The organism is Staphylococcus sp. GDY8P198P, from assembly GCF_017891615.1.
Taxonomy (GTDB): Bacteria; Bacillota; Bacilli; order Staphylococcales; family Staphylococcaceae; genus Staphylococcus; species Staphylococcus cohnii.
In genome coordinates this window covers 69,429-95,841 of the sequence record NZ_JAESJQ010000005.1, presented here as the reverse complement: position 1 = coordinate 95,841, position 26,413 = coordinate 69,429, and the positions used below count along the sequence as shown (strand labels likewise).

Here is a 26,413-nt window from a genome sequence, read left to right as displayed (position 1 = left end):
TTAAAGAATGTCTTAGGCTTTTATAAGTTACTACTTATTTATTGAAAACGAATTGCTATTGGCATTTTTAACATAAACAACCATATTTATCATACGTATAAAGTCGCCATTTAAGCACATGACTTTATATTACATATGCCTCCCAATAGTGATTATTTAATGGCAATATTAGTTAAGGTGGATATAATTATATGAACTAGCTTCGCCAGCTGAAATTGTACGTTCACTTACTGAGTATGGTCCACCATTATAGTTCATTTCAGAAACATTTACAGAACCATCACTGTTTACATTTTCAACGTATGCTACGTGACCCATGCTACCTTCACTAGATTGTAAGATAGAACCTGCCTCTGGAGAATTGTTAACTGTATATCCTGCTGAAGATGCTGCAGAAGCCCAATTATTTGCATTTCCCCATGTAGAACCGATTTCGCCACCTGTTTTATCAAATACATACCAAGTACATTGTCCAGCAGTGTATAAGTTTGCACTTGAACCTGATGTAGCTTGTGTTGTGTTTTGATTAGCTTGTGTAGTTTGTTCAGCTGCATTTGCTTCATTTCCGTGATCTAAACCTACAATTGCTGCGCCGATACCTGCTGTCAATGTTGTTGCTGTTACTATTTTTTTCATAATAAAAAAGTCCTCCCAAATTTAATTCATCTATTATTTTAATAAAATTTATTTTTATAATTACTGCGTTAGTTTCAACGACAATTTATACAATAACAGAAGATCATCACTTTGTGTGGATTGTTACGTATTTGTAAAACAATTAAAAAGACCTCACATATTGTTGTAATAAACAACACGTGAGGTTACAAAAGCGAATATTGTTGTAATATGGTAAAAAATGCGCAAGTATAAGGTTTAAATACATAATATACACATCTGCTGGATTTGTATATTACAATGAGTGTAAAGAATCACAAAATTTTGATTAAAATTATTTGAAAAATCTAATAGATAGCGGTGGTAAATAATCTTCACCATTATACGCTTTTACTGCTGCTACAATTGTAAAAATAAAGTTTAAAATTGCGATGATAGGAAATAGAATAAATCCTATGAGAATGAACATCAAAATAGTTGAAACGGTTAACCAAATAACATATGAAATTAGGAAATTAAAATAATTTTTACCTGCTCTATCAACGAATGCTGAGTCTTCACGTTTAATAAGCCAAATGATTAGTGGTGCTAAAAATGTAGTGAAAAAACTAAGTACATAAATTAATGTTGCCATCAATCTTGAATCACTATTAGGTTCTTGATTTAATACTTCACGATTTGAGTAAGCTTCAGTCATTATTATTCCTCCTTTTAACTTACTATTACTATAACAAAACCAAAAATGAGTTGTACATTATTTGAAAAATTTTATAAAAAAGACTGTTTACAATGTTGCGATATTGTTAAAATATAGAAATGCACATAAACAAGTATTTAATTGAAAAAATTAAATAGGTTGTATGCCAGTGTTTATCATTTTTCTTAATAGGTTATACATGAGAGTAATGTTTAACACGAAAAATTTGATGTTTAAAGAAAGAAGGGTGTTTATGAAGATAGCTATCGTAGGATCAGGTAATGGTGCTGTTACTGCAGCACTAGATATGGTTAGCAAAGGACATGAAGTCAAGTTATATTGTAGAAATCAATCTTTAGATAAATTTGATAAAGCCATTGAACAAGGTGGTTTTACATTTAATAATGAAGGTGAAGAAACCTTCGTAAAATATACTGACATAAGTGACGATATGGAATACGTACTTGAAGGTGCTGATGTTGTACAAGTTGTTATACCATCATCATTCATTGAACATTATGCACATACTATGGCACCATTTATCAAAGCACATCAATTAATATTCTTTAATATTGCTGCTGCAATGGGATCAATACGTTTTATGAATGTACTAGAAGATATGCACATTGATGTAATGCCTAAGTTTGCTGAAGTAAATACATTAACTTATGGTACACGTGTCGATTTTGAGGCAGCGCGTGTCGATTTATCTTTAAATGTTAGAAAAGTACATTTTTCAACATATGATAAAGAAGAGTTAAGTGATAGCTTCGATACAATAGAAAAATTGTATCCTTATATTGTAAAAGAAGAAAGCTTGTGGAAAACAAATTTAGAAAATGGTAACCCTGAAGTTCACCCTGGGCCAACGTTATTAAATGTAGGAAGAATTGATTATGCTGACACGTTCGCTCTGTACGAAGAAGGGATTACGAAACATACTGTGCGCTTATTACATGCAGTAGAGTTAGAAAGACTAACATTAGGACGTAAATTAGGATTTGAGTTATCATCTGCAAAAGAAGCTCGAATTGAACGTGGTTATTTAGAAAGACAAGATGAGGATGAACCACTTAACCGTTTGTTTAATACGAGTCCCGTATTTTCTCAAATTAAGGGACCTAATCATGTGAAGAATCGTTATTTAACAGAAGATATTGCACATGGTTTAGTACTTTGGTCAAGTTTAGGACGGGAAATTGATGTACCAACGCCTAACATTGATGCGATTATTATTATTGCATCTACAATATTAGAACGTGACTTCTTTGAAGAGGGATTAACGATAGATGAGTTAGGAAAAGATAAGTTAGGATTGTACTAATTATAATATTCATTCATATAAATAAGGGGAAATGTGTATGAAAAGACAACCAACTTTTTTAGAATCAATTTCAACGATCATAGTGATGATTATTATTGTAATTACTGGTTTTGTTGTGTTTGATATTCCAATTCAAGCATTACTTATTCTTTCTTCAGCTTATGCTGCAATTATTGCGAGACGAGTAGGTTTAAAATGGAAAGATTTAGAAGAAGGCATTACCAATCGCTTAGCAACAGCAATGCCAGCGATATTTATTATATTATCTGTAGGTATTATCGTAGGTACTTGGATGTATTCTGGAACAGTACCTGCACTGATTTATTATGGTTTAGAGTTTTTAAACCCTAATTTGTTTTTAGTATCAGCATTTATTATTTGTGCAATTACCTCAGTTGCTACTGGAACGGCATGGGGGTCAGCATCTACGGCAGGCATAGCACTGATGGCGATAAGTGCACAACTAAATATTCCAGCTGGGATGGCTGCAGGTGCAATCATTGCAGGTGCAGTATTTGGTGATAAAATGTCACCACTATCAGATACGACCAATTTAGCAGCATTGGTAACTAAAGTAAATATCTTCTCACATATAAGAGCGATGATATGGACAACGGTGCCAGCATCTATAATTGGATTAATTGTATGGTATTTTGCTGGTTTACAATTTAAAGGTAGCGCGAATACTTCGCAAGTTAATGCGATGCTTAAGGAGCTATCAACGATTTATAACATCAACTTTTTTGTATGGTTACCCTTAATCATTATCATTGTATGTTTATTGCTTAAAATTTCCACGGTGCCGTCGATGTTAATTTCCAGTGTAAGTGCGATTGTTATCGGCGCATTTAATAATGGGTTTAATATGACAGATGGCTTTAAAGCCACTTTTGATGGATTTAATAAAAGTATGGTACCCAATTTACACGGCTCATTATCCGATAAAGCTGTTAATTTAATAGAACAGGGCGGTATGATGAGTATGACTGAAATTGTAGTTACTATTTTTTGTGGTTATGCCTTTGCTGGTATAGTGGAAAAGGCAGGATGTTTAGATGTGATATTGAAGAAAATATCTAGTAATATCAATTCAGTGGGTACTTTAATTCTTGCCACAGTTTTAGGTGGATTAATGATGGTGTTAGCTGCAGGTGTTGCTTCTGTGGTAATAATTATGGTTGGTGTATTAATGATGGATATGTACAATAAAATGGGCTTGGATCGGTCAAATTTATCCAGAACATTAGAAGATTCAGGTACAATGATTATACCATTGATACCATGGGGCACTTCTGGCATTTATTATACTCAACAATTAGGTGTTTCTGTTGATCAGTTCTTTATTTGGGCTGTACCTTGTTATTTATGTGTCCTATTTGCGATATTTTATGGCTTTAGTGGCATTGGCATAAAAAAAGCTAAAGCTAGCGAAGGATAAAAATTATATATTAGCAACATGCTAAAATATAATAAAGCGTAGTAATATATTCAAACTTTAAACTTGTTTATATTACTACGCTTTAGATAGATTTAAGTGAAATTAATAATAATATGTTTATGGGATAGATAATTCGGCTAAACAAAACTATGGATGAGGTGGTTCCGTATTAAATATAGTGTTTATTGTAGCGATAATACTTTATTTTAAGGAATACATCAATATTTCAATATAGGTAAAGATTTTAAATATCCTTCTATTATCTATTTTATAGTCGGTTTTATATTGTATATTGTAGCGATGGTACAGTATAAAACCGATTTATCTGGAAAATACAATAATGATATATGTATCGTTACATGTCAATAAGTAAAGTATTAATTGAAAATTTTTATGACTATACTTCAGTTTAATCTATAATGATAGTAATGTTATATTTACAAAAATATAGGTTTGAATGAAATTGCTAAATTGAGATACTATTCGATGAATAAATGTTTTATTGCTTTTAAAGTGTCTGGGACGAATCAATGATGTCCTAGACTTTTTTTATTTTGTTGCTTATATTGTAGAATGCTTCAATGTCAAAATAGTTTCATTTTATAAAACACCTGAGTCGTCAGCAATTTTAAAACCGTTTTAAATGAAGACATTGTTCAAATATATATCACGAATGCCATTATGTTATCGAAACAATATCTAAAAGTGAAATAAGAAAGCGCCAATTTCTATATTATTACAATAGAAATTGACGCTTATTTTTAGCCAGTGATTTTGTATCCTACCCGCTTATATATTTACGATTATTAGTGAATGTAGTTATAGCTTGAAGCTTGGCTAGCTGAAATTGTACGTGAAGTAACAACACCAGGACCTTGGCCATAGTTCATTTCAGATACACGGATTGAACCGTCACTGTTTACACTTTCAACATATGCTACATGTCCCATAGCACCAGTTGAAGATTGTAAGATTGAACCTTGTGAAGGTGAGTTATTTACTGTGTAACCTGAAGCAGCTGCAGCGCTTGCCCAGTTGTTAGCGTTACCCCAAGTTGAACCAATTTTACCGCCAACTTTATCAAATACATAATAAGTACATTGTCCAGAAGTATAAAGGTTGCTAGAAGAACCTGAAGTACTTGAAATAGAACTTGATGAACTTGATGGTGCGCTAGTTGTAGTTACTTTGATGTTGCGGTCTGAAGTTGAGTTTGAAGCAGCTCCACCGCCACCTGTTGTATTGTTAGCTGTATATGATTGAGTTGAATTACCATATGTAGAACCGTAATTACTGTTTTGACCATTATTTGTAGCACCATTATTATTTGAATGAGCTTGGTCAGCTTGACTTGGATTCCAATTACCTTGCCAAGTATAGTGGTAATTACCTTGTTGATCTATAGTATATGAATAACTATAAGAAGTTGGATCATTAGGGTTATAACCATTATTGTTTTCAGCAGCATCTGCTTCGTTTTGTGCAAATGCAAAAGTAGCGATTCCTGCAGTAGCGATTGTAGCTGTAGCGATTTTTTTCATTGTAAAATATCCTCCTAATAATTATAAAGCATTTAATTTATTATCTCAGTCTCTAAATGACAATAGTTTAATATAGTTTTTTTCGTTGTTTTAACGACAAGCAATACTTTATCAGATAATGGTCGATTTGTGTGCAATGTTATCATTTTGTAATTTAACTCTAATAATTAATCATTAGATGTAACAAAAAACATTAACTTTTTATAGGCCTAAATGCCCATTATAATCGTATTTTACGGTCATTTAAGTGTAATATTGCACTCTAATTTATTACAAATCTGTAAAATAACAGAAAATTACAAATGCTAATAAATGCTAAAATTTAGTTATTTAAATAATATATTATTTTCTAAAGAGAAAGATTATTTATTTTTGAAAGAATTGAGAATAATTGATACAAATGTTTGCATGATATTAATGAGCAATGATATTGACAGTTTATTTGAAAGGTTTTAAGATAATGAGTATAAAAAATATACTTGATAAGCGAGGTGAATGAATGAAAATTGAGATTGGCTTAACATCTTTTGCTGATAATAGTGAAATTTTCACCGATAAAGGTAAAGAACCTGCAATTAGTAATGCTCAGAGGATAAGGAATATAATAGAAGAAATTGAAATTGCAGATCGTTATGGTCTTGATGTTTATGGATTAGGAGAACACCATCGACCTGATTATGCTGTTTCTGATCCAGTTACAGTATTAGCTGCAGCTTCTAGAAATACAAAGCAAATTAAATTGAGTAGTGCTGTTACTGTATTATCCTCAGATGATCCTGTAAGAGTTTATGAAAGGTTCTCAACATTAAATGCAATTTCAAATGGTCGTGCTGAAATAATGGTAGGAAGAGGTTCATTTATAGAATCATTTCCATTATTTGGATATAACTTAAATGACTATGAACAGCTATTTAATGAAAAGATTGAATTATTGATGCAAATTAATCAAAATGAAATTGTAAATTGGACTGGTCAACTGAGAGCGAACATACAAAATTTAGGTGTGTATCCTAGAGTTGAGCAAGGTGTTTTACCTATTGCTATAGCCACAGGTGGAACGCCAGAATCTTCATTGAAAGCAGGAGCATTAGGATTACCTATCACTTATGCTATAATTGGCGGTGACCCTAAAAGATTCCGTAGAAATATTGATATGTATAAATCGATAGCTGAATCTTATGGTCACGATGTGAGTAAATTACCGATTGCTACACATTCTTGGGGTTACATTGCTGAAACGGACGAACAAGCTTTTCGTGAATTTTTCCCTTCAGTAAAAGCAAGCCATGATGTATTAGCTAAGGAACGTGGGTGGCCACTATATGATGAAAATAGCTTCATACGTGAAGCAGGACCGCATGGGGCATTATATGTTGGTAGTCCAGAAACTGTAGCTAATAAAATTATTGAAACTGTTGAAACATTAGGTTTATCTCGCTTTATGTTGCATACCCCTGTGGGCTCAATGCCTCATGAAAATACAATTAACACCATTAAATTATTAGGTGAGCGGGTAAAACCTATTGTAGATAAATATTTTGAAAACAAATAGAAGGAGAGTAAAAATGATATTACGTTATTTAACAAATTTAAAATTAGCAAAAGAATTATATGGTGCGGCAAAACCTAAATTAAAAGGTGACAAATCTATGAAAGATACCTTTACTGAAGTGTTTAATTTGCCAGCAAATGCAGTACCTTTAGCTGGTGCTTTAGAAGGATTAAGTGCAGTATTTTTCGTATTAAGCTTTGCAAGTAAAAGACTATCACGCATTGCTTCACTATTAACTATTACAGTGCTAGGTGTAGCAGCGTATAAACACTTTGAAGCTGGTCATGGTAAAGCAGGTGCAAAACATGCACTTGATTTAACAGGATTAGCAGCACTTAGCTTATTAGATACTTTAGATTGTAAAAAGAAATAATTAATCATTAAAATATCAGCTGGATATGGATATAATAAAGCGTTTCGTTTTAAATGAAAAAGTAAAAATGATAGTTAACACAACTTGGGACTTTAATAAATGTCTCAAGTTGTTTTTTATTTATCGGCAGACGCCTAGTGAGAAAACGCTTGTACATAGTGATAGTAGAAATAGTAAAAAGCGAATCGTTCAATTTGAAAATGATTATTTGATAGTTATGCGTTTAAAATGAGTATATGCTACATATAGATGCATTACGTTAGACTTGTTGATTTAAATTTAGTTGGTTGTCTTATGTAACCATATTTGTAATTGATATTTCAAAGTATATTTAGTTTGCTTTTGTGGAGTTCAATTTATTAAATTAACGTCAAATACTAATAATTTTAAAAATTTATAAGAGGTATTAATGAATTTTTAGTAACAAAAAGGATATATGTAGCACTAAATTTTAATAATAAAAAGTGGTATTAAAAAAATAGTAGCAATTCCTAATATTTTTCATAGTAAGCCATATTGAATTCAATAGCCTAAATAGGATAAAATTATATTACATAAAGACAGGCACACTTTGAAATATATTAACATCATGAAAAAACATAAGGAGTGGTTTTATGGAAAAATTAAAAGAACTAAATGAACTAATAACTTTGTATCAAAAAGGAAAGCAGTTTTTCAAAGAAACTAAAAAATATCACAAATTAAATTATGAAGAAATATTTATTTTGAATTATATACATGAATGTCAATCTTATGAAGTTACTGCGAAAGAAATTGCACAATATTCAGAGTTAAAACCGTACTATTTAACGAAGGCACTACAAAAATTAATTAAAATGGGCTATTTGAGTAAAAAGAGAAGTGATATTGATGAACGTACAGTTGTTGTATATATAAATGAAGCGCAACATCAAAAAATTGAACATATGATAAAAACATTACAAGATTATCTCAAGTAACTTGTTTTGGAAAATGAGTCGTGTTACATATATAAAAAAACGAATATTCTGAAAAGTGTAATTTTATTTTATTAATTATATATTGAACTAAAATATTATTTGAGTAAAACTTTAAATGTGATATACTAATATTTGTTAAATGAAAGCGCATACAAATATTAGAAGGGTGTTATTATGAATTTACTTTTAGGGGTTATATTTTTAGGTATTGTTTTATGTTTGTTTACACTTTTTACTAGTAAGGCTCCAAATGGTGGAAAAGCAATGGGAGCCCTGGCAAATGCTGCAATAGCTTCTTTTTTAGTGGAAGCATTTCATAAATATGTTGGTGGCGATTTACTAGGGATTCCATTTTTAGGCCAGTTAGGTGAAGCGGCAGGCAGCTTAGGTGGTGTTGCTGCTGCTGGTTTGGTTGCTTTAGCAATGGGTGTATCTCCTGTATACGCATTTGTTATTGCAGTTGCATGCGGTAACATGGATTTACTACCAGGTTTTGTTGCAGGTTACATAGCAAGTTTTGGTATGAAATGGATAGAGCAAAAATTTCCGGATGGTTTGGATTTAATAGGTTCAATTATTATCATTGCACCTATTACACGAATTATTGCAATCGGTGTAGCACCTGTTGTAGATGCAACATTATTGCAAATAGGTAATATCATTAAAGAATCGACAACGTCAAGCCCAGTACTAATGGGGATAGTACTAGGCGGCATTATAACAGTAGTAGCTACTGCACCTTTAAGTTCGATGGCATTAACTGCATTATTAGGACTAACAGGTACACCTATGGCAATTGGAGCATTGGCAGTTTTTGGGTCATCATTTATGAATTTTGTTTTGTTTAAGCGAATGAAGTTTGGTGATCGAAAAACAACGATTTCTGTCGCTATTGAGCCATTATCACAAGCGGATATTGTTACTGCAAATCCTATTCCTGTCTATGCGACTAATTTTATAGGCGGTGCAGTATCAGGCGTAATTATCGCAATGTTTGGACTCGTTAATGAAGCTACAGGTACGGCTACGCCAATTGCAGGTTTAATGGTGATGTTTGGCTTTAATAATGCATTAACTGTGATAGTTGTTGCGTTATTATGCGCGATAGGTAGTGCTATTTGTGGTTACTTAGGATCGATTGTATTCAAAAATTATCCTATTATTACTAAAGATGAATTACAAAACGGTACAATGCCTAAAAAAGTTAAAAATTATTATAAAAGAAAAAGACAGTATGCCGAACGTTTGGCAATGTAGTTGTCTAATGATTTAGGTATGCTAAAATCCAAAAATTTAAATAAGACTGAAATATCAATCTCAGTATCAAGCCCGCTAATACATTATTTTTAAAATGTATTAACGGGCTTTTTTCATGTTCATGTTTTTTATCCTTATAGAGTAGCAACATCTCGACGTTGTTTGGTAGAACAGAACATCGAGCGTCTCTCCTGAAATATTCACTTTACATATGATTAACTTATATATTTACTTATAACAAATAAGACACTTCGTATTACATACGTTAACTTTAAAAGTATAGCTAAGTTAACGTAGTATTGAAAATTGATAAAATGACAAATCTAAATGAGTATACAATTTCGTAATTTATGCTGAAGTTTTTGCATACATATATTGAGTTGAACGGTTTTCTATTTTTGAAAATATCAATTCTAATACAATGGCAAGTAACCAATAAAATATTGCAGCTACACTATATACTGTTATAAATCGGTAGCCTTCATTGGCGATAACATGACTGACTGCCATAATTTCAGTAACTTGTACCGCAAATGCTAAAGAAGTCCCTTTGATAAGCATGATAAATTGATTTTCAATATTGGGAAGTGCATAACTGAATGCTTGTGGTAGTATAATTTCTTTGTACGTTCTTATTGTTGAAAGCCCTACAGTTTGAGCGGCTTCAATTTGGTCAGTGTCGACTGAAAGTAATCCACCTTTAATAGATTCTGACAAATATGCAACAGCATGTAACGAAAAAACAATAAAGGCAATAATTAACGGTGAGAAAATATCAGGATTAATTGTCAATGTGAATTTTTCATTACCCCACATCACTAATTTTGGTAAGCCGTAATACATAATAAATAATTGAACAATAAGCGGTGTGCTCCTAAAAAAAGAATTATATATCACTACAAGTTGAGAGATTAATGGAATATTTTTGGTTTGAATAAAGGCAAATAAAGTGCCGATGATTAAACCTACGATCATTGCTACAATTGAGATGATGATTGTATTAGGTACACCTTTAAGTACTTCTGAAAAAGTATAAAGTATAAATGACAAAATAATGCCTCCTTAGATGCGATATGGTTTTTGGGCGTGTTTATTGATGAGTGCAAATATAGTTTGTATGATAAGGGCGATAATCCAGTAAATAATGGATATAACGATATAAACTTCTAACATACCTAGCCCATAATTATTTCCAATAATTAATTTAACTTGGCCCATCATATCAATAATCCCAATTGTAAAAGCTAAAGATGTGTCTTTGATCAGTTCAATAACTTGTGTCGTCAAGTTTGGGATGCTATTACGCAACGCTTGAGGAATAATAATTTCCTTTAAAATCCGTGGATAAGATAAACCGACAGAAAGTCCTGCTTCAATTTGACTATAATCTACTGATTGGTATCCAGCCCGTATAATCTCTGATAGGTAAGCACCTGTATGTAATGTAAATGCTAAAATTACAAAAAACAGTCTACTGAAATGATTAATATCGATTTGGATGAATAATAATAATTGTGGCAATGCAAAATATGCCAAAAAAAGTTGTAAAATTAAAGGCGTACTTCGAATAAAAGACAGATAAATCCGGACAATAGGTGATAATATTTTCACTTTTTTGATACGAATTGTTGCTAGTAAGCATCCCAGTATTAAAGCGAAAAAGAGTGACAATATAAAGATTAATAATGTTATGGGTAATTGCTGTAAAACTTGTCTAAATAAATCGACCCAATCAACAGAATTTGTCATGATTGCACCTCCAATTTATCTTTTTGCTTGTTTATTTCATCCAAATCATCAAATACATTAACATCAAAGTACTTTTCAGAAAGCTTCTGTAATTTGCCTTCATCTATCAGTTCTTGAGTAGCTTCGTCAATATCGTCATGTAATTTTTGATGTTTTTTATTATAGACGATATGCAATGATTCTTTTTTTATGATGCCACCAATTTTGACATCAGCATTGATTTGTTTTTGAATTGCATTATAAGTGTTCCAGTTTAAAATCATGGCATCACGTCTGGCATTACTAACCATTTTTAAATTATCCCCGTTAGAAGGCTCTTGAATGGTATCAATATCAATTTTTGGAGAATGTGTATTATTATACTGAGATAATATAGAATATAACCCGCCACTCGGTGCCATCGGTGTTAATTTTTTTTCAGGTAGGTCATTAAGTGTATGTATATCAGAATTATTTTGGTGAACAACAATCAAAGGTAAGGCGTAACTATAAGGGACGTCTTGGTAGAGAAACTGTTTTTCGCGTTCAGGTGTTTTAAAAAACCAATTAATTCCCATATCAAACTTTCCGGCGCCAATACCTACAAGATTAGATTCTTCTTCACCAACTTCATATTTAAATTGGTATTGAGGTAACTTTTTTTCTAGTAGTTTTAGATAGTCTATATCTAAACCAGCAAATTCATTTTGTTTATTTGTATACAGATAAGGTGGATTAACTTCTGCAGATATTGCTACTTTGATTTCTTCTTTTTTATTCTGATTTGATGATTTTTGCGCTTGACTACATCCGCTGAATAATACCGTAATCAAAAGTGTAATCATTAAAAAGCGTAACTTATTATTTTTCATAAAAGTCACGCTCCATTTCTACGGTGTTTAAGAAACGGTTAATTCTTTTGGAATCTGAAGACGCTAAAACAGATTGTGGTGTACCTTGTTTTAATATTTTACCTTCATCTATAAATAAAATTTGATCAGCAATCGCTTTAGCAAATTGTATTTCATGAGTGACAATAACCATGGTCATCCCCTCTTGTGCAATAGACTTGATAAGCGACAATACTCCTTGAATTGATTCAGGATCTAATGCAGATGTAGGTTCATCTAATAACAATACATCTGGATTAAGCGCTAAAGCACGGATAATCCCTATACGCTGACTTTGACCTCCAGATAGTTGAGAAGGGTATTTATCCTTTTGATTTAATAAATTAAAACGTTCTAAATAAGAGATGGCTATTTCATTTGCCTGCTTAACGGGCATTTTTTTACCATGTATCAAACCAACTGTAATATTTTCAAGTATTGTTTTGTTTTTAAATAAATTATAGTTTTGGAATACCATCGCAGATTTCTTTCGTAACTGTGAGATGTCTTTTTTTGAATGTTTATCGGCGACAAATCTTTGGTTGTCAATTTGAATTGTGCCTGATTTTGGTATGGCTAACGCGTTCAATGTTCTTAGCAGTGTCGTTTTACCTGATCCACTTGGACCTATAATAGCTGTCACAGTACCCTTATTTTGTGAAAAGCTAACGCCATTTAGAACAGTATGGTCTTTATATTTATGTATTAAATGTTCAACTGTAATCATTTTAAACCCCCAGAATATCAATAAATACAAATTATCACATTAATCCTTATCGGTAAAGTAAGATTTTAGATAGTTTAAAGACTTTTATTCGTTATAAGCGAGTGTTACACTAAGATTAATAGATAAAAGTCTAAAATGAGGTGGACACTGTGAATTATTCTGCATTAATACATACAGAGATACAAAAAAAATGGATAGATAAATTTGATTCAATAAAAGAACAATTTAAAGAAAAAGCTGAGTATAATGATAAACATTCAAGATTTCCATATGAGAATATTGATTGGTTGGTAAAAGAAGGCTATACGCTATTAACGTTGCCTAAAGCTTATGGTGGTGAGGGTGCGACTGTTGAAGATATGGTTGTACTACAGACGTATTTAGGAGCAATAGATGGAGCAACTGCACTTTCAGTTGGTTGGCACCTTAGCGTTGTTGGACAATTATATGAACAACATGCTTGGGAACAAGATATGCTAGAGCGCTTTGCAGTAGCAGTGAAAAAAGGTGCATTAGTTAACAGAGCTGTCAGTGAAGCTGAAACAGGCAGCCCTACACGTGGGGCAAGACCTGCTACACATGCAATAAAAAAAGACAAAGGTTTTGTGATTAATGGGGTCAAAACATTTACTTCAATGAGTAGAAGGTTAAGCCATTTTATTGTAAGTGCCTATTATGAAGAAATAGATACTGTTGGGTTTTTCTTGATATCTGAAGATACGCCTGGTGTTGAGATTGCAGACAATTGGAATATGGTGGGTATGCGTGCAACTGAAAGTCATGATTTGATTTTAAATGATGTTTTCATTCCAGAAGAAAATTTTGTTGAAATAAGAGGCGCTGGTGGTAAAAAACCTAATGGTTGGATATTACATATTCCTAGTACTTATTTAGGTATTGCACAAGCAGCGAGAGACTATGCTGTTGATTTTGCAAAAAATTATAGCCCTGCAAGCATTGATGGTGTGATTGGGGATATATCGACCGTACAGCAAAATGTCGGTAAAATGGAATCCTTACTATTGTCAGCTCGTCACTTTTTATGGAGTACTGCAGCTTTATATAATCAGCAACAAGACATACCAATTTGGAATGAAACTTCAGCAAGTAAAGTGTTGGTGATGAACCAAGGTTTAGAAGTGATAGACATTGCCATGCGTATAGTGGGTGCTAAGAGTTTAGAGATGGAGCGTCCATTACAACGTTACTATAGGGATATGCGAGCTGGACTCCATAATCCACCTATGGAAGACATGGCTTATACTAATATTGCTCATAGTGTATTAGGTCACTTCAAATAAATATAGAAAACATGGCCTGTTTTTAAAGTAAATGAATACTTTGAACAAGCTTTATATTTTGGAATGAGTATAAAAATCAATTATTATAGTTGATTTTATAACTCATTCCTTTTTTTATTTTTTAAAATAATAAAAATTTTAGGTTTTCTTAGGTTTTCTATTGTACAAATTTTATAATCATTATATAATTCAATGGTAATGATAATCATTTTCAACGGAGGGACCTTATGAAAAAATTAATATTTCCAATTATTGTAATGGTTTTAATATTAGCTGCTTGTGGGAAACAATCTGAAAGTGGCTCAGATAGTAAAAAAGAAGATACAAAAGCTTATAAATTAGATAGCGGAAAGAAAATTGATATACCTAAAAATCCAGAACGTATTGCAGTTGTTGCACCTACATATGCAGGTGGAATTAAATATTTAGGAGGCAATATTGTAGCAGTAAATGAGCAAGTCGATAGCAGTAATATTTTAAAAGATAAATTTAAAGATGTTGAAAAAGTTGGAGAAAATGATGTTGAAAAAGTTGCTAAAACAAAACCGGATTTAATCGTAGCTTACTCTACAGATAAAAACATTAAAAAGTATAAAAAGATTGCACCGACAGTAGTTTACGATTATGGTAAGCATAAATATTTAGACCAACAAAGACAATTAGGTAAATTACTTGGAAAAGAAGATAAAGTAAAAAAATGGGAAGAAAAATGGAAATCACAAACTGAAAAAGATGGTGAAGCAATCAAAGAGAAAATTGGTAAAAATACAACAGTATCAATTTTTGATGAATTCGATAAAAAACTTTACACATACGGTTCTAACTGGGGTCGTGGTGGTGAAGTCATTTACCAAGCTTTTGGATTAAAAATGCCTGATAAACTTAACGAATTAGTTAAAAAAGAAGGCTGGGCTGAAATTAAACAAGAAAAAATAGCGGATTATGCTGGTGATTATATTGTTTCTACAAGCGAAGGTAAATCAAAACCAGGTTATAAAAAAACCGATCTTTGGAACAATTTATCTGCAGTTAAAAATGATCATGTCATAGAGGTACAAGCAGAAACTTATTGGTATAACGATCCTTATACATTGGAATTTATGAGAAAAGATTTGAAAGAGAAATTTTTGAAATCTAACTCATAAAGCGTTGATTATAGTAATTTTTTAAAGGTTTAATTAGATATCATCAAAATAAAACATGAGTTTTGGACGAAGTAAAGTTGTCCAGGCTCATGTTTTTGTTTATTAAAAGGGTATAGTTTTATTGTAAACTTTTTGTTTTTAATAGTTTACATTTGTGGTATAATTTTTTTCATTAAAGGAGGTTTGATGATGTCAACGAAATATTTAGTTTATACTGCTTTAATGACTGCAATTATTGCAGTTTTAGGTTTTGTACCTGCAATCCCGTTACCAATAATGCCTGTTCCAATCGTTTTACAAAATATTGGTATATTTCTAGCTGCTATTCTATTAGGTCGTAAATATGGAACATTGAGTATTGTTGTTTTATTACTTTTAGTAGTTGCTGGCTTACCGTTGCTATCAGGTGGTCGTGGTGGTATTGGTGTATTTGCAGGGCCATCAGCAGGTTTTTTATTTATGTATCCTGTTGTTACATATCTCATTGGACTTGTAAGAGACTTATATTTGAAAAGAATCAACTTTATTGTATTATTGATAACGACAGTAGTGATAGGGGTCGTTTTATTAGATATTGTTGGTACGATTATAATGGGACTTATAACGAATTTACCGATTTCTAAATCTATTATGCTTTCTTTTGTATTTATGCCTGGTGATATTATTAAAGCTCTGATTGCCAGCTTAATTGGTAATATCATGTTAAATCATAGTCGATTTAAACAATTACTTAAGTAGAATCAGTTTCGATAAAGGGGAGTGAAAATGATGGCAAACATTACTTTAAACAATATTTTCCAACCCGGGAATATTTATGCTGAAGATGAAGATAAAGTAATTTATTTAACTCCTCAAATTCCTTTAGTATTTGATGCAAATAAATGGGTGTACAAACAAATGCCTTCAATTAAACAATGGAAAGCAGATATTGCTACACAAACACATATGCATAAGCAACAGAGTTCTAATCATTTAACCTTTACTTTTCCTGAAAATATAGAATTGGATCAACAATGGATAGCATTAATTAATCAAGAACAATTTGAATTAGGTCTAATGGAGTTATATGCGATTGAACCTCAAAATTTCGAAAAATATGTAGATTCTGAAATCGAAGTTAAAGTGGTGGATGAGAATACCATAGATGATTATATAAGTGTTCATAGCCAGTTCGCAGCACCATATGGTGAGGAATATGTCAGGGAAAGTTCTAATATGATTAAAAACCAATATATTAATGATGCTAAAACACGTCTTATAGCTTATAAGCAAGGTGTTCCGGCTGGTATATTAGATTTGATTATAGATGAGACAACTGTTGAAATTGATGGTTTTGGCGTATTAGCATGTCATCAAAGGCAAGGTGTTGGTAGCGTGATGCAAAGTTTTGTCGCAGAATTAGCCATGCAAAAACCATTGATACTGATTGCCGATGGAGAAGATAGTGCTAAAGAAATGTATGTGAAGCAAGGTTATGTATTTATAAGCTTTTGCTATCATATTGTAAAAGAAGATATTTGAATAAGCTCCAATGTTTTTTACTATAATATAAAAAGTATTTTCACATAGTGAAGATATTAGCGTGTCGACAAAGTCTCCAACTTTGTCGACATTTTTTATGCACGATTTCTGAAGGCATAGCTTCATACTTTCATATTTGACTAATGCTTTTTTGTATGTGTCTGCACCAATTCACACTCAATATTTTAATAGTGAATGAGTATACGTGTTTTATAATATTGCATAACTCAATGGATAAAAAACAAACCTTAGGTGACATATCACATAAGATTTGCCTGTAATTTGATATTTTCACATAGTGAGGAATACTTTTTAATCATTATGATGTTATGCGTTCTGGATGGCTATAAACATTAAAATTACCATCCCGAATAAAACCAATTGCTGTAATATTTAAATCATTGGCAAGCGTTACAGCTAATGTAGTTGGTGCGGATTTAGATAAAATAACACCAACGCCAATTTTCGCAGCTTTAATAAGAATCTCAGAAGATATGCGCCCACTAAAAATTAATACTTTATCTCGCACAGGTATATGTCGTTGTATACAATAACCATAAAGTTTATCTAAAGCATTATGTCTACCAATATCTTGTCTGTGTTCAAAAAATGTCTCTCCATCACTAATGGCAGCATTATGTAGGCCACCAGTTTGTTTGAAAATTTTACTTGCGCTTTGTAAACGTGTCATCATATTAAGTACTTGGTGAGGGGTAAGTTTAATTTTAGACATAGATGTTTTCGCTATAGCAGCATCATTGTGGAAATAAAATTCACGACTCTTACCGCAACATGATGCAATCATACGTTTAGTAGAGTATTCAAAACGGTCATTAAGTGATTTAGTTAATTCTACATGGGCAAACCCTTTACTGTCGTCTATTTGGATAGATTTTAAATCATCACTTTTTAAAATAGCACCTTCTGAAGCTAAAAAACCTAAGACTAATTCTTTCATATGATTTGGACTGCAAATGACTGTAGCAAATTCTTCTCCATTGACCATGATTGTCAGTGGGAATTCTGTGACGTAGTGATCTGTTGTTTCAATAAGTTTGCCGTTTTCATATCTAACAATATGTTGATTTGTCAAAACATCTTCATTCATAGTATTTATCCCCCAGTTCCTATTCACTAACTATTTTAGCGTATTTTTTGTTGCAAAAAAAATAAACTGTATTCATAAACATACTTATAACTATAATATATGTTTGATATATATCATGCTTAGAAGTAAACTTATAGTAAACACGAAGTTGAGAGGTGACTCGATGAATGGCTAGTATAAGAGATATTGCGAAAGAAGCAAAGGTCAGTCCAGGTACGGTTTCTCGTGTGTTAAATAACGACCCTACCTTATCTGTCGCTAAAGAAACGAGAAAAAGAATATATGATATAGCAGATAATTTTCAATATAAAAAGTCTGAAAGAAAAAATAAAAGTATACAAATTATTACTTATGCATCACGAGCCAAAGAAATGTCTGATCCGTATTATCGTGAGATTAGACTTGCCATTGAAGCGGAGGTGAAACGTTTAAATCTATCATTAAAAAGAACGCTTCGTATTGATAGTGAACATGATCCTATTGATTTCACTAAAATAACAAAGGCTGGTGCAATTATTGTTGTGGGGAATTTTGCTTCAGAAGCTATTTTAGAATTACAGAGTTACAATCAGAATATTGTGGTTATCAATAACGCTAACACACCTAAATCTGTTGATGCTGTTTATTCAGATTTATATGACGCTATGATTCAATTATTAAACGATATAGATCGTTCAGGTTTAAACGATATTGTTTATGTTGGTGGTACGCATACAATAAAAAATCTTACTGGTATGCCAACATTGAATAGTCCAAATATCCAAGATAAGCGATATAGCGCATTTACTGACTGGTGTGACAAGCATCAAAGAAAAGGTAGATTATTAATGAATGGTTGGAATAAAGAAGATGGTATAAATGCAGTAAACGAATTATTACAAAACCATCATTTACCTCAAGTTTTTATCGCAGGTAACGATATGATTGCTATAGGTATATTGCAACAATTACAACTAAAAAAATACACTTTACCTGATGATATTAAATTGATAAGTTTTAATGATTTAGAAGTCATTCAGTATGCAGTTCCTTCTATCAGTAGTGTACATATACCAATAGAAGATTATGGAAAAATAGCAGTAAGAATGGCTGAAGAGAGAATAAATAAAACAAGACAAATTGCCATACATGTTATAGCAGAAGCACAATTAAAAGAAAGAATGACTTTTAAAGTTAACAAGTAATGTATATTGACAAAACATTTAGTAAACAAGTAAACTTTATTTAAGTTTACTAAGGAGTTCGATTTTGGTTTATATCGTTTTTTAAAGGAGCGGAATATTATGTTAGAAGCTATGCGCGAGAAATTTGAAAGAATATTTGACAAACAGCCTGAAGTGAGTGCATTTGCACCAGGAAGAATTAACTTAATTGGAGAACATACTGATTATAATGGAGGTTATGTTTTTCCAGCTGCAATTGAATTAGGCACGTATGGTTTAGCGGTTAAACGAGAAGATAATTTGGTTCGCCTATATTCTAATAATTTTGAAACGGTCGGTATGATCACCTTCGATTTAGACCATTTAGATTTTGAAAAGGAACATGATTGGGCGAATTATCCTAAAGGTGTTATTAAATATTTAGTAGAAGCTTTTTCAGAAATTAAACAAGGCTTTGATATTTTGATAGAAGGTAATATTCCAAATGGCGCTAGTCTTTCATCTTCTGCATCAATAGAATTATTAACCGGTTGGCTGATAAAACAGTTATTTAACTTGAATTTAGAGAGATTAGAACTCATTAAGATAGGTCAACGTACTGAAAATCAATTTATGGGTGTCAATTCAGGAATTATGGATCAATTTATAATAGGTATGGGGAAAGCAGAACACGCCGTATTACTAGATACTGCAACGTTAAAATATGAATTTGTACCGGCAAAATTTGGAGACTATGTCATATCGATTATGAATACCAATAAACGTCGCTCATTAACTGAAAGTAAATATAATGAACGCAGAAGTGAATGTGAATCTGCGCTGTCATCATTACAACAAAAGTTAAATATTGAATCTTTAGGTGAATTAACGATGGACCAATTTAAAGCACATCAAATGCTTATTGAAGATGACGTAAAACGTAGAAGAGCAAAACATGCCGTTTCAGAAAATGAACGTACGAAACTTGCTTATCAAGCATTATCCGATAATAATTTTGAGAAATTTGGGCAATTATTAAATGATTCACATGCATCTTTAAAAGATGACTATGAAGTAACAGGTATTGAACTTGATACGTTGGCAGAAACAGCTCAACAAGTAGAAGGTGTGCTCGGTGCAAGAATGACAGGCGCAGGTTTTGCAGGTTGTGCAATTGCGTTAGTGCACAAAAATCAAATCCAAGCATTAGAAGATAAAGTTACAAAAAAATATATAGAAAAAATTGGTTATGAACCATCGTTTTATCATGTCGGCATTAGTGATGGCGTAAAAACAATTTAAAATCAAATTAAAAAAGGAAGGGTTTTTTCATGGGTGTACTAGTATTAGGTGGCGCAGGTTATATTGGAAGTCATGCAGTAGATCAATTAATTCATAGAGGTTATGATGTTGTTGTTGTAGATAATTTAGGCACTGGACATAAAGCAGCAATACACGATAAAGCAAAGTTTTACGAAGGTGATATTCGTGATAAGGCATTTTTAGAAAACGTATTTAATAACGAAAATATTGAAGGTGTATTTCATTTTTGTGCATATTCATTAGTTGGTGAATCTGTTGAGAAACCACTAAGCTATTTTAATAATAATGTTAATGGTTTACAGGTATTGTTAGAAGTTATGTATGATCATGAGGTAGCGCATATTGTTTTCTCATCAACTGCAGCTGTATATGGTGAACCAGATTCTGTACCAATTACAGAGGATGATTCTAAAACGCCAACAAGTCCTTATGGTGAAAGTAAATTAATGATGGAAAAAATGATGCATTGGAGTCATGAAGCTTATGGTGTGAATTATGCTGCACTACGCTACTTTAATGTTGCAGGAGCAAAAGAGGATGGCACAATTGGTGAAGACCATAGACCTGAGACGCATTTAATTCCGATTGTATTACAAGTAGCTTTAGGACAAAGAGATGAACTAACTGTTTTTGGCGATGATTATGATACGGAAGATGGCTCTTGCATACGAGATTATTTACATGTCGTTGATTTAATTGATGCGCATATCTTAGCGTTTCAACATTTGAAAAATGGAGGAGAATCAGGTGCATTTAACTTAGGTAGTAGCCAAGGATATTCTGTGTTTGAAATTTTAGAAGCAGCAAGAAAAGTTACAGGTAAAACAATAAATGCAGTTGTCGGTGAAAGAAGAGCCGGAGACCCTAGCAAATTAATTGCATCAAGTAATAAAGCACAGCAAGTATTAGGATGGAAACCTAAACATGATGATATACATGATATTATTAGTTCTGCTTGGCAATGGCATGAAAAGCACCCTAACGGATATCAGGAGGTATAATGCATGTTATTGAATAAATACGCTGTCCAATTATTTGTATCTCACGCTATTGCACATGGGGATTATGAAGCGGAAGACGCCATTTATATTCAAAATAGGTTGCTGAGTATTTTAAATGCTTCAGGCATAGATGATACAACCACTTCCAAATTTAATTCAGAGACAACTGCACTTGAGATAACACAACACTGGATTCAAGAAGCAATCAGTTCCAAATGTATAGATGACGCATTATATAGCAAAGAAATCATTGAAGCACAAATATTAGATTTAATCACACCTCGTCCATCTGTACTGAATCAAAAGTTTTATGAATTATATCAACAGAGTCCGAAGAAAGCGACAGACTATTTTTATAACATAACCAAACGCAATCATTATGTGAAAGAAGATGCAATTGCGCATAATATAAATTTCAACACAGCAAGTGAGTATGGTGATATGGAAATAACAATCAATCTATCCAAGCCAGAAAAAGATGCTAAACAAATTGCCAAAGCGAAAGAAGCGCCTGCAACAGATTATCCTAAATGTGCACTATGCATGGAAAATGAAGGGTTTAAAGGCTCTGTAATACAAGCAGCGAGAACAAATCATCGTATCATCAGATTGAACTTAGGACAAGAACAATGGGGATTTCAATATTCTCCATATGCCTATTTTAAAGAGCATAGCATCGTTTTATCTCAATCACATGTTCCTATGAATATAGATAAGCAAACATTTGTACAACTGTTGGATTTTGTAGATAAATTTCCACATTATTTTATTGGTTCGAATGCAGATATTCCGCTCGTTGGCGGTTCGATTTTGACGCACAATCATTATCAATCGGGTAGACACACATTTCCGATGGACAACGCTAAGGAACTGCACAGCTTTAGTTTAAAACAATTTCCAACAGTAGCAGCTTCGACTTTGTATTGGCCAATGAGCGTCATTCGTTTGAAAAGTGAAGATAAAAACGACTTAGTGGCGGCGGCAGAATTTATTAGAAAAGCATGGAATAATTATTCAGATGAAACTGTAGATATAAGCGCATACAGTAAAAATGGCGAGCGTCATCATACTGTAACGCCTATTGCACGTTATAGGGAACAACAATATGAACTTGATATTGTTTTAAGAGATAATCAAACATCGGAACAATATCCAGATGGTGTCTTTCACCCTCATAAAGACGTACAACATATTAAGAAAGAAAACATTGGATTAATAGAAGTTATGGGTACTGCAATTTTGCCTGGTAGATTAAAACAAGAATTACAACAGGTTAAGGCATTTTTATTAGGTGATCAACAACAAACGTTAGGTATACATCAACCATGGGCAGAAGACATGACACAACGATATGATATTAATGAAAAGAACGTAGAGGAAATTATTGAAAAAGAACTTGGTTTTAAATTTAAACGCGTACTAGAGGATGCAGGTGTATTCAAAAACACACCACAAGGTCAAAACGCATTTAAAACGTTTATTACATCGCTATAATAAATATTTTGAAAATTGAGCTATACAAAGTCATTTTTACTTTAGTATACGCTCTTTTTTTTTGAAATAAAGAGGCATATAATTATATGAAAAAGGAGGCAATTAAATGAAAAGAACTTGGCATTTTTTAATTATTGCTACTATTATGATTTGTATGTTAATAACTGGGTGCTCTAATAGCGAAAATAATCATAGTGAAAAAGATGCTAACAATAAGGTTGATAATAAGAAAGAAATACATATTTCAGCTGCAGCAAGTTTAACAGATGTCACTAAAGATTTAGAACAAGCATTTAATAAAAAACATAAAAATGCTAAAATCACATTTAATTATGGCGGATCAGGAGCCTTGAGACAACAAATAGAGAAAGGGGCACCTGTAGATGTATTTATGTCTGCAAATACAAAAGATATTGATGCATTAGGTAAACAAGCTCAAAACAAATATGAATACGCACAAAATGATTTAGTGCTTATAGGTGAATCTAATAGTACATATAAGAATGTGTCTGATTTAAAGCAAGGTGAAAAGTTGGCAATAGGCGAGGCTAAATCCGTGCCTGCAGGTAAATATGCTGAGCAATACTTAAAAGATCATCAATTGTATGAGGATGTTAAATCTCATTTAGTTTTTGCAAAGGACGTGCGACAAGTATTAAATTATGTTGAAAAGGGCAATGCCCAATTAGGTTATGTTTATAAAACAGATTTATATCAAAGTCAAAAAAATGGTGATAGTAATGTGAAAGAAATTCAAACAGTTGAGTTAAAACAGCCTATCACATATAAGTCAGCGACGATTTCAGATAAAAAGTTAGCCACAGCATGGGTTGAATTTTTAAAAACAGATGAAGCAAAAGAAATTTTAAAAAAATATAAATTCAAAGTATAGGAGGTAGCAGAAATGCCAGATGTCACGCCATTTTGGATATCATTGAGGGTCGCGGTTATCAGCACGATTATCGTTACGATATTAGGTGTTTTTATATCAAGATGGTTGTATAAGCGTCGTGGCTTTATAACAAGACTTTTAGAAAGTTTCATTGTTTTACCAATCGTGTTACCTCCAACAGTGATGGGTTTTATTTTACTGATTATATTTTCACCTCGTAGTGTGGTTGGTAGTTTTTTTAGCGATTTTTTACATTTGCCAGTTGTATTTACTTTAACTGGTGCCATATTTGCATCTATCATTGTAAGCTTTCCGTTAATGTATCAGCATACTGTACAAGGTTTTCGTAACATAGATCCCAAGATGTTGAATACAGCAAGAACAATGGGCGCAAGTGAAAGTAAAATATTTTTTAAATTGGTTTTACCGTTATCTAAGCGTTCAATACTTGCTGGTGTAATGATGAGTTTTGCACGGGCAATTGGAGAATTTGGTGCTACGTTAATGGTAGCAGGTTATATTCCTAACAAAACCAACACTTTACCTTTAGAAATATACTTTTTAGTAGAGCAAGGGAAAGAAAATCAAGCATGGTTATGGGTGATTGTATTGGTTGCATTTGCGGTTACTGTAATTGGTACAATCAATCTATTGAATAAAGATGGTTATCGGGAGGTTCGTTAATGCTAAATATATCTTTGAATCATCTTTTAAATAGTACGCAATTACATGTAGAAATAGATGATACTACACCTAAAATCTATGCCATTAAAGGACCTTCAGGCATAGGTAAAACAACAATTTTAAATATGCTTGCTGGTTTACAACAACCAGACCAAGCGTTTATAAAGATTAACGACCATATATTGACAGACACTACTTCAAATGTTGATGTGAAGATTCAAAAACGCAATATCGGTTATTTATTTCAAGATTACCAATTATTTCCAAATATGACTGTGTTTCAAAATATCACTTTTATGACACAGAACTCTCAGCACATAGATAATTTAATGAATCAACTAAATATTGTTCATTTAAAAGATAAATTTCCAATTCGCTTATCTGGTGGTGAATCCCAACGTGTTGCATTAGCTAGAACTTTAAGTACTAAACCAGACTTGATGTTACTAGATGAGCCGTTTTCTAGTTTAGATGATGTAACGAAAGAAGAAAGTATTTTGTTAGTAAAACGAATTTTTAAATTATGGAATATACCTATTATCTTTGTTACACATTCGCAATATGAAGCTGAAATACTGGCACACGAAATTATTAATATAGGGTGATAGGTGATATGCAACTATAATTTATGAGAGGTTGAGTAATAAATGTAATCACATTTATAAATAAGTAGGGGTTGATGCAATGATTATCGAATGTTTAGGAATTTCTGGGGGTATACCAACACTTTATCAATCAGTTTCACAGCATAAAGATGCACAAAAACGAACAGGGCCTGGTATCTTCATTCATGATTTACAATTACTAATTGACACTTCAGAAGATATATTTCAACAACTAAGACAATCAAAAATTTATGATATAAAATATGGCATTTACTCTCATTGGCATCCAGATCACACGATGGGGATTAGAATATGGGAAACACTCAATTTTGATTTTATTCACAAAGTACCTAAGTCCAAAACGTCAACGGTTTATATTACAACTCAAGAAGTGGAAGATTTTAAAGCATATTTTGCGCGTTGGGAATATGTTCAATATTTAGAATCATTAGGCGTAATTAACCTAGTAATTGTTGACAATGATGCAGAAATTAATTTTGATGACACAAAGGTAGAATGGATTCAATTAGCAGAACAATTCGCGTTTGGTTTTTATTTAACTACAAATACCAAACGTATACTTATTATTCCAGATGAAATTAAAGGCTTTCGACCAACGGAGAAATTGAAAAATGTTGATGTTGCTATTTTACCTTTTGGTAGCAATGAAGTTAATCCTATAACTAATGAACGTATTCATCCAGAAGGTATGTTAAATGCTTTAGGAGAGGCTACATTTGATGAATGTGTGACTATTGCTAAAGCTATTAATGCTAAGCATACATATTTTACTCATATTGAAGCTACTGAAAGTTTAACGAAGGCACAAATTAAACAATTAGAAGAGCAATTAGAAGAAGATGGTTTAAAATCAACCATTGCATTTGATGGATTAAAAATTCAAATTTAAATAATGATTAGTGACTTTAATGTCAAAAATCAAAGTATCAGTAATCACCATAAATGTATCATTATATCTTTTGAAACTGTTTTGCGATAAAGAGTAGGAATATGAAATCACTATCTAAATTTGATTTCGTTCTTACTCTTTTATTTTGTTAAGTTTTACATTGGTAATATGAATAAAAGTGGCATA

At 32.1% G+C, this 26,413-nt stretch carries 26 protein-coding genes; 18 read left to right on the top strand and 8 right to left on the bottom strand.

All coding sequences use genetic code 11. The features are described from left to right. Positions 1-168: 168 nt before the first annotated feature. Together KA824_RS04940 and KA824_RS04935 are read right to left on the bottom strand one after the other, a co-directional pair. The gene (locus KA824_RS04940) at positions 169-636 is read right to left on the bottom strand and encodes a CHAP domain-containing protein (RefSeq protein ID WP_107384151.1); all 468 of its coding nucleotides are present in this window, start codon (positions 634-636) and stop codon (positions 169-171) included. 313 nt (positions 637-949) lie between these two features. Continuing rightward, positions 950-1,312: a DUF4870 domain-containing protein gene (locus KA824_RS04935; RefSeq protein ID WP_107384150.1), complete on the bottom strand. Its 363-nt coding sequence runs from the start codon at positions 1,310-1,312 to the stop codon at positions 950-952. Between the two features lie 253 nt (positions 1,313-1,565). On the opposite strand from KA824_RS04935, the gene KA824_RS04930 reads away from it, so the two are divergent. Next, positions 1,566-2,636, top strand: coding sequence for an NAD/NADP-dependent octopine/nopaline dehydrogenase family protein (locus KA824_RS04930; RefSeq protein WP_181187382.1), 1,071 nt, complete (start codon positions 1,566-1,568; stop codon positions 2,634-2,636). A gap of 37 nt (positions 2,637-2,673) precedes the next feature. Then, positions 2,674-4,074 (top strand): Na+/H+ antiporter NhaC, encoded by a 1,401-nt coding sequence (nhaC, locus tag KA824_RS04925; protein WP_107384148.1) that lies wholly within the window; start codon positions 2,674-2,676, stop codon positions 4,072-4,074. An 806-nt stretch (positions 4,075-4,880) separates the two neighbouring features. Here the strand turns inward: nhaC and KA824_RS04920 are convergent. Further along, positions 4,881-5,615 (bottom strand): CHAP domain-containing protein, encoded by a 735-nt coding sequence (locus tag KA824_RS04920; protein WP_107384147.1) that lies wholly within the window; start codon positions 5,613-5,615, stop codon positions 4,881-4,883. A 499-nt stretch (positions 5,616-6,114) separates the two neighbouring features. On the opposite strand from KA824_RS04920, the gene KA824_RS04915 reads away from it, so the two are divergent. From KA824_RS04915 to KA824_RS04900, 4 genes are all read left to right on the top strand, one after another. Continuing rightward, on the top strand, positions 6,115-7,167 hold the full coding sequence (locus KA824_RS04915; RefSeq protein ID WP_107384146.1) for an LLM class flavin-dependent oxidoreductase: 1,053 nt from the start codon (positions 6,115-6,117) through the stop codon (positions 7,165-7,167). Between the two features lie 13 nt (positions 7,168-7,180). Then, positions 7,181-7,540: a DoxX family protein gene (locus tag KA824_RS04910; RefSeq protein ID WP_107384145.1), complete on the top strand. Its 360-nt coding sequence runs from the start codon at positions 7,181-7,183 to the stop codon at positions 7,538-7,540. A 614-nt stretch (positions 7,541-8,154) separates the two neighbouring features. Then, positions 8,155-8,499 (top strand): transcriptional regulator, SarA/Rot family, encoded by a 345-nt coding sequence (locus KA824_RS04905; RefSeq protein WP_107384144.1) that lies wholly within the window; start codon positions 8,155-8,157, stop codon positions 8,497-8,499. A gap of 174 nt (positions 8,500-8,673) precedes the next feature. Then, positions 8,674-9,756 (top strand): PTS sugar transporter subunit IIC, encoded by a 1,083-nt coding sequence (locus KA824_RS04900; RefSeq protein WP_210133242.1) that lies wholly within the window; start codon positions 8,674-8,676, stop codon positions 9,754-9,756. A 348-nt stretch (positions 9,757-10,104) separates the two neighbouring features. Here the strand turns inward: KA824_RS04900 and KA824_RS04895 are convergent, their stop codons facing one another. From KA824_RS04895 to KA824_RS04880, 4 genes are read right to left on the bottom strand one after another with little or no spacing between them, the layout of a single operon-like run. After that, positions 10,105-10,806, bottom strand: coding sequence for an amino acid ABC transporter permease (locus KA824_RS04895; protein WP_107384142.1), 702 nt, complete (start codon positions 10,804-10,806; stop codon positions 10,105-10,107). A gap of 12 nt (positions 10,807-10,818) precedes the next feature. Then, positions 10,819-11,505: an amino acid ABC transporter permease gene (locus tag KA824_RS04890; RefSeq protein ID WP_107384141.1), complete on the bottom strand. Its 687-nt coding sequence runs from the start codon at positions 11,503-11,505 to the stop codon at positions 10,819-10,821. Next, on the bottom strand, positions 11,502-12,356 hold the full coding sequence (locus KA824_RS04885; RefSeq protein ID WP_107384140.1) for an amino acid ABC transporter substrate-binding protein: 855 nt from the start codon (positions 12,354-12,356) through the stop codon (positions 11,502-11,504). Before KA824_RS04885 ends, KA824_RS04890 begins: the two co-directional genes overlap by 4 nt. Beyond that, positions 12,346-13,101, bottom strand: a complete 756-nt coding sequence (locus tag KA824_RS04880; protein WP_107384139.1) for an amino acid ABC transporter ATP-binding protein — start codon at positions 13,099-13,101, stop codon at positions 12,346-12,348. The genes KA824_RS04885 and KA824_RS04880 overlap by 11 nt, the downstream gene beginning before the upstream one ends. 149 nt (positions 13,102-13,250) lie before the next feature. Here KA824_RS04880 and KA824_RS04875 point away from each other — a divergent pair, with 149 nt between their 5' ends. The 4 genes from KA824_RS04875 to KA824_RS04860 all read left to right on the top strand — a co-directional run bounded on the left by KA824_RS04875 (position 13,251) and on the right by KA824_RS04860 (position 17,068). Continuing rightward, entirely contained in the window at positions 13,251-14,402 is a 1,152-nt protein-coding gene (locus KA824_RS04875) for an acyl-CoA dehydrogenase family protein (RefSeq protein ID WP_107384138.1), read from the top strand. Positions 14,403-14,629: 227 nt separating this feature from the next. Continuing rightward, the gene (locus KA824_RS04870) at positions 14,630-15,547 is read left to right on the top strand and encodes an ABC transporter substrate-binding protein (protein ID WP_107386202.1); all 918 of its coding nucleotides are present in this window, start codon (positions 14,630-14,632) and stop codon (positions 15,545-15,547) included. Between the two features lie 189 nt (positions 15,548-15,736). Then, positions 15,737-16,285, top strand: a complete 549-nt coding sequence (locus tag KA824_RS04865; RefSeq protein ID WP_107386203.1) for a biotin transporter BioY — start codon at positions 15,737-15,739, stop codon at positions 16,283-16,285. Positions 16,286-16,315: 30 nt separating this feature from the next. Next, positions 16,316-17,068 carry a GNAT family N-acetyltransferase gene (locus KA824_RS04860; RefSeq protein WP_107386204.1) on the top strand — a complete coding sequence of 251 codons (753 nt, stop codon included), beginning with the start codon at positions 16,316-16,318 and terminating at the stop codon, positions 17,066-17,068. 319 nt (positions 17,069-17,387) lie between these two features. Here KA824_RS04860 and fdhD read toward each other — a convergent pair whose 3' ends face one another. After that, a complete protein-coding gene (gene fdhD / locus KA824_RS04855) occupies positions 17,388-18,176 on the bottom strand; it encodes a formate dehydrogenase accessory sulfurtransferase FdhD (RefSeq protein WP_107384134.1) in 789 nt (262 codons plus the stop codon). A 167-nt stretch (positions 18,177-18,343) separates the two neighbouring features. On the opposite strand from fdhD, the gene KA824_RS04850 reads away from it, so the two are divergent. The 8 genes from KA824_RS04850 to KA824_RS04815 all read left to right on the top strand — a co-directional run bounded on the left by KA824_RS04850 (position 18,344) and on the right by KA824_RS04815 (position 26,227). Further along, complete coding sequence (locus KA824_RS04850; protein WP_107384133.1) at positions 18,344-19,360, top strand: LacI family DNA-binding transcriptional regulator; 1,017 nt, start codon at positions 18,344-18,346, stop codon at positions 19,358-19,360. Between the two features lie 99 nt (positions 19,361-19,459). Then, positions 19,460-20,620: a galactokinase gene (locus tag KA824_RS04845; protein WP_107386205.1), complete on the top strand. Its 1,161-nt coding sequence runs from the start codon at positions 19,460-19,462 to the stop codon at positions 20,618-20,620. Between the two features lie 29 nt (positions 20,621-20,649). Next, entirely contained in the window at positions 20,650-21,642 is a 993-nt protein-coding gene (gene galE, locus KA824_RS04840; RefSeq protein ID WP_107384131.1) for a UDP-glucose 4-epimerase GalE, read from the top strand. A gap of 3 nt (positions 21,643-21,645) precedes the next feature. Next, positions 21,646-23,136, top strand: a complete 1,491-nt coding sequence (gene galT, locus KA824_RS04835) for a UDP-glucose--hexose-1-phosphate uridylyltransferase (RefSeq protein WP_107384130.1) — start codon at positions 21,646-21,648, stop codon at positions 23,134-23,136. Between the two features lie 106 nt (positions 23,137-23,242). After that, complete coding sequence (modA, locus tag KA824_RS04830; RefSeq protein ID WP_107384129.1) at positions 23,243-24,028, top strand: molybdate ABC transporter substrate-binding protein; 786 nt, start codon at positions 23,243-23,245, stop codon at positions 24,026-24,028. A gap of 12 nt (positions 24,029-24,040) precedes the next feature. After that, the gene (gene modB / locus KA824_RS04825; protein ID WP_107384128.1) at positions 24,041-24,712 is read left to right on the top strand and encodes a molybdate ABC transporter permease subunit; all 672 of its coding nucleotides are present in this window, start codon (positions 24,041-24,043) and stop codon (positions 24,710-24,712) included. Then, on the top strand, positions 24,712-25,317 hold the full coding sequence (locus KA824_RS04820) for an ATP-binding cassette domain-containing protein (protein WP_107384127.1): 606 nt from the start codon (positions 24,712-24,714) through the stop codon (positions 25,315-25,317). The genes modB and KA824_RS04820 overlap by 1 nt, the downstream gene beginning before the upstream one ends. Positions 25,318-25,396: 79 nt before the next feature. Continuing rightward, the gene (locus KA824_RS04815) at positions 25,397-26,227 is read left to right on the top strand and encodes an MBL fold metallo-hydrolase (RefSeq protein ID WP_107384126.1); all 831 of its coding nucleotides are present in this window, start codon (positions 25,397-25,399) and stop codon (positions 26,225-26,227) included. Positions 26,228-26,413 lie beyond the last annotated feature (186 nt).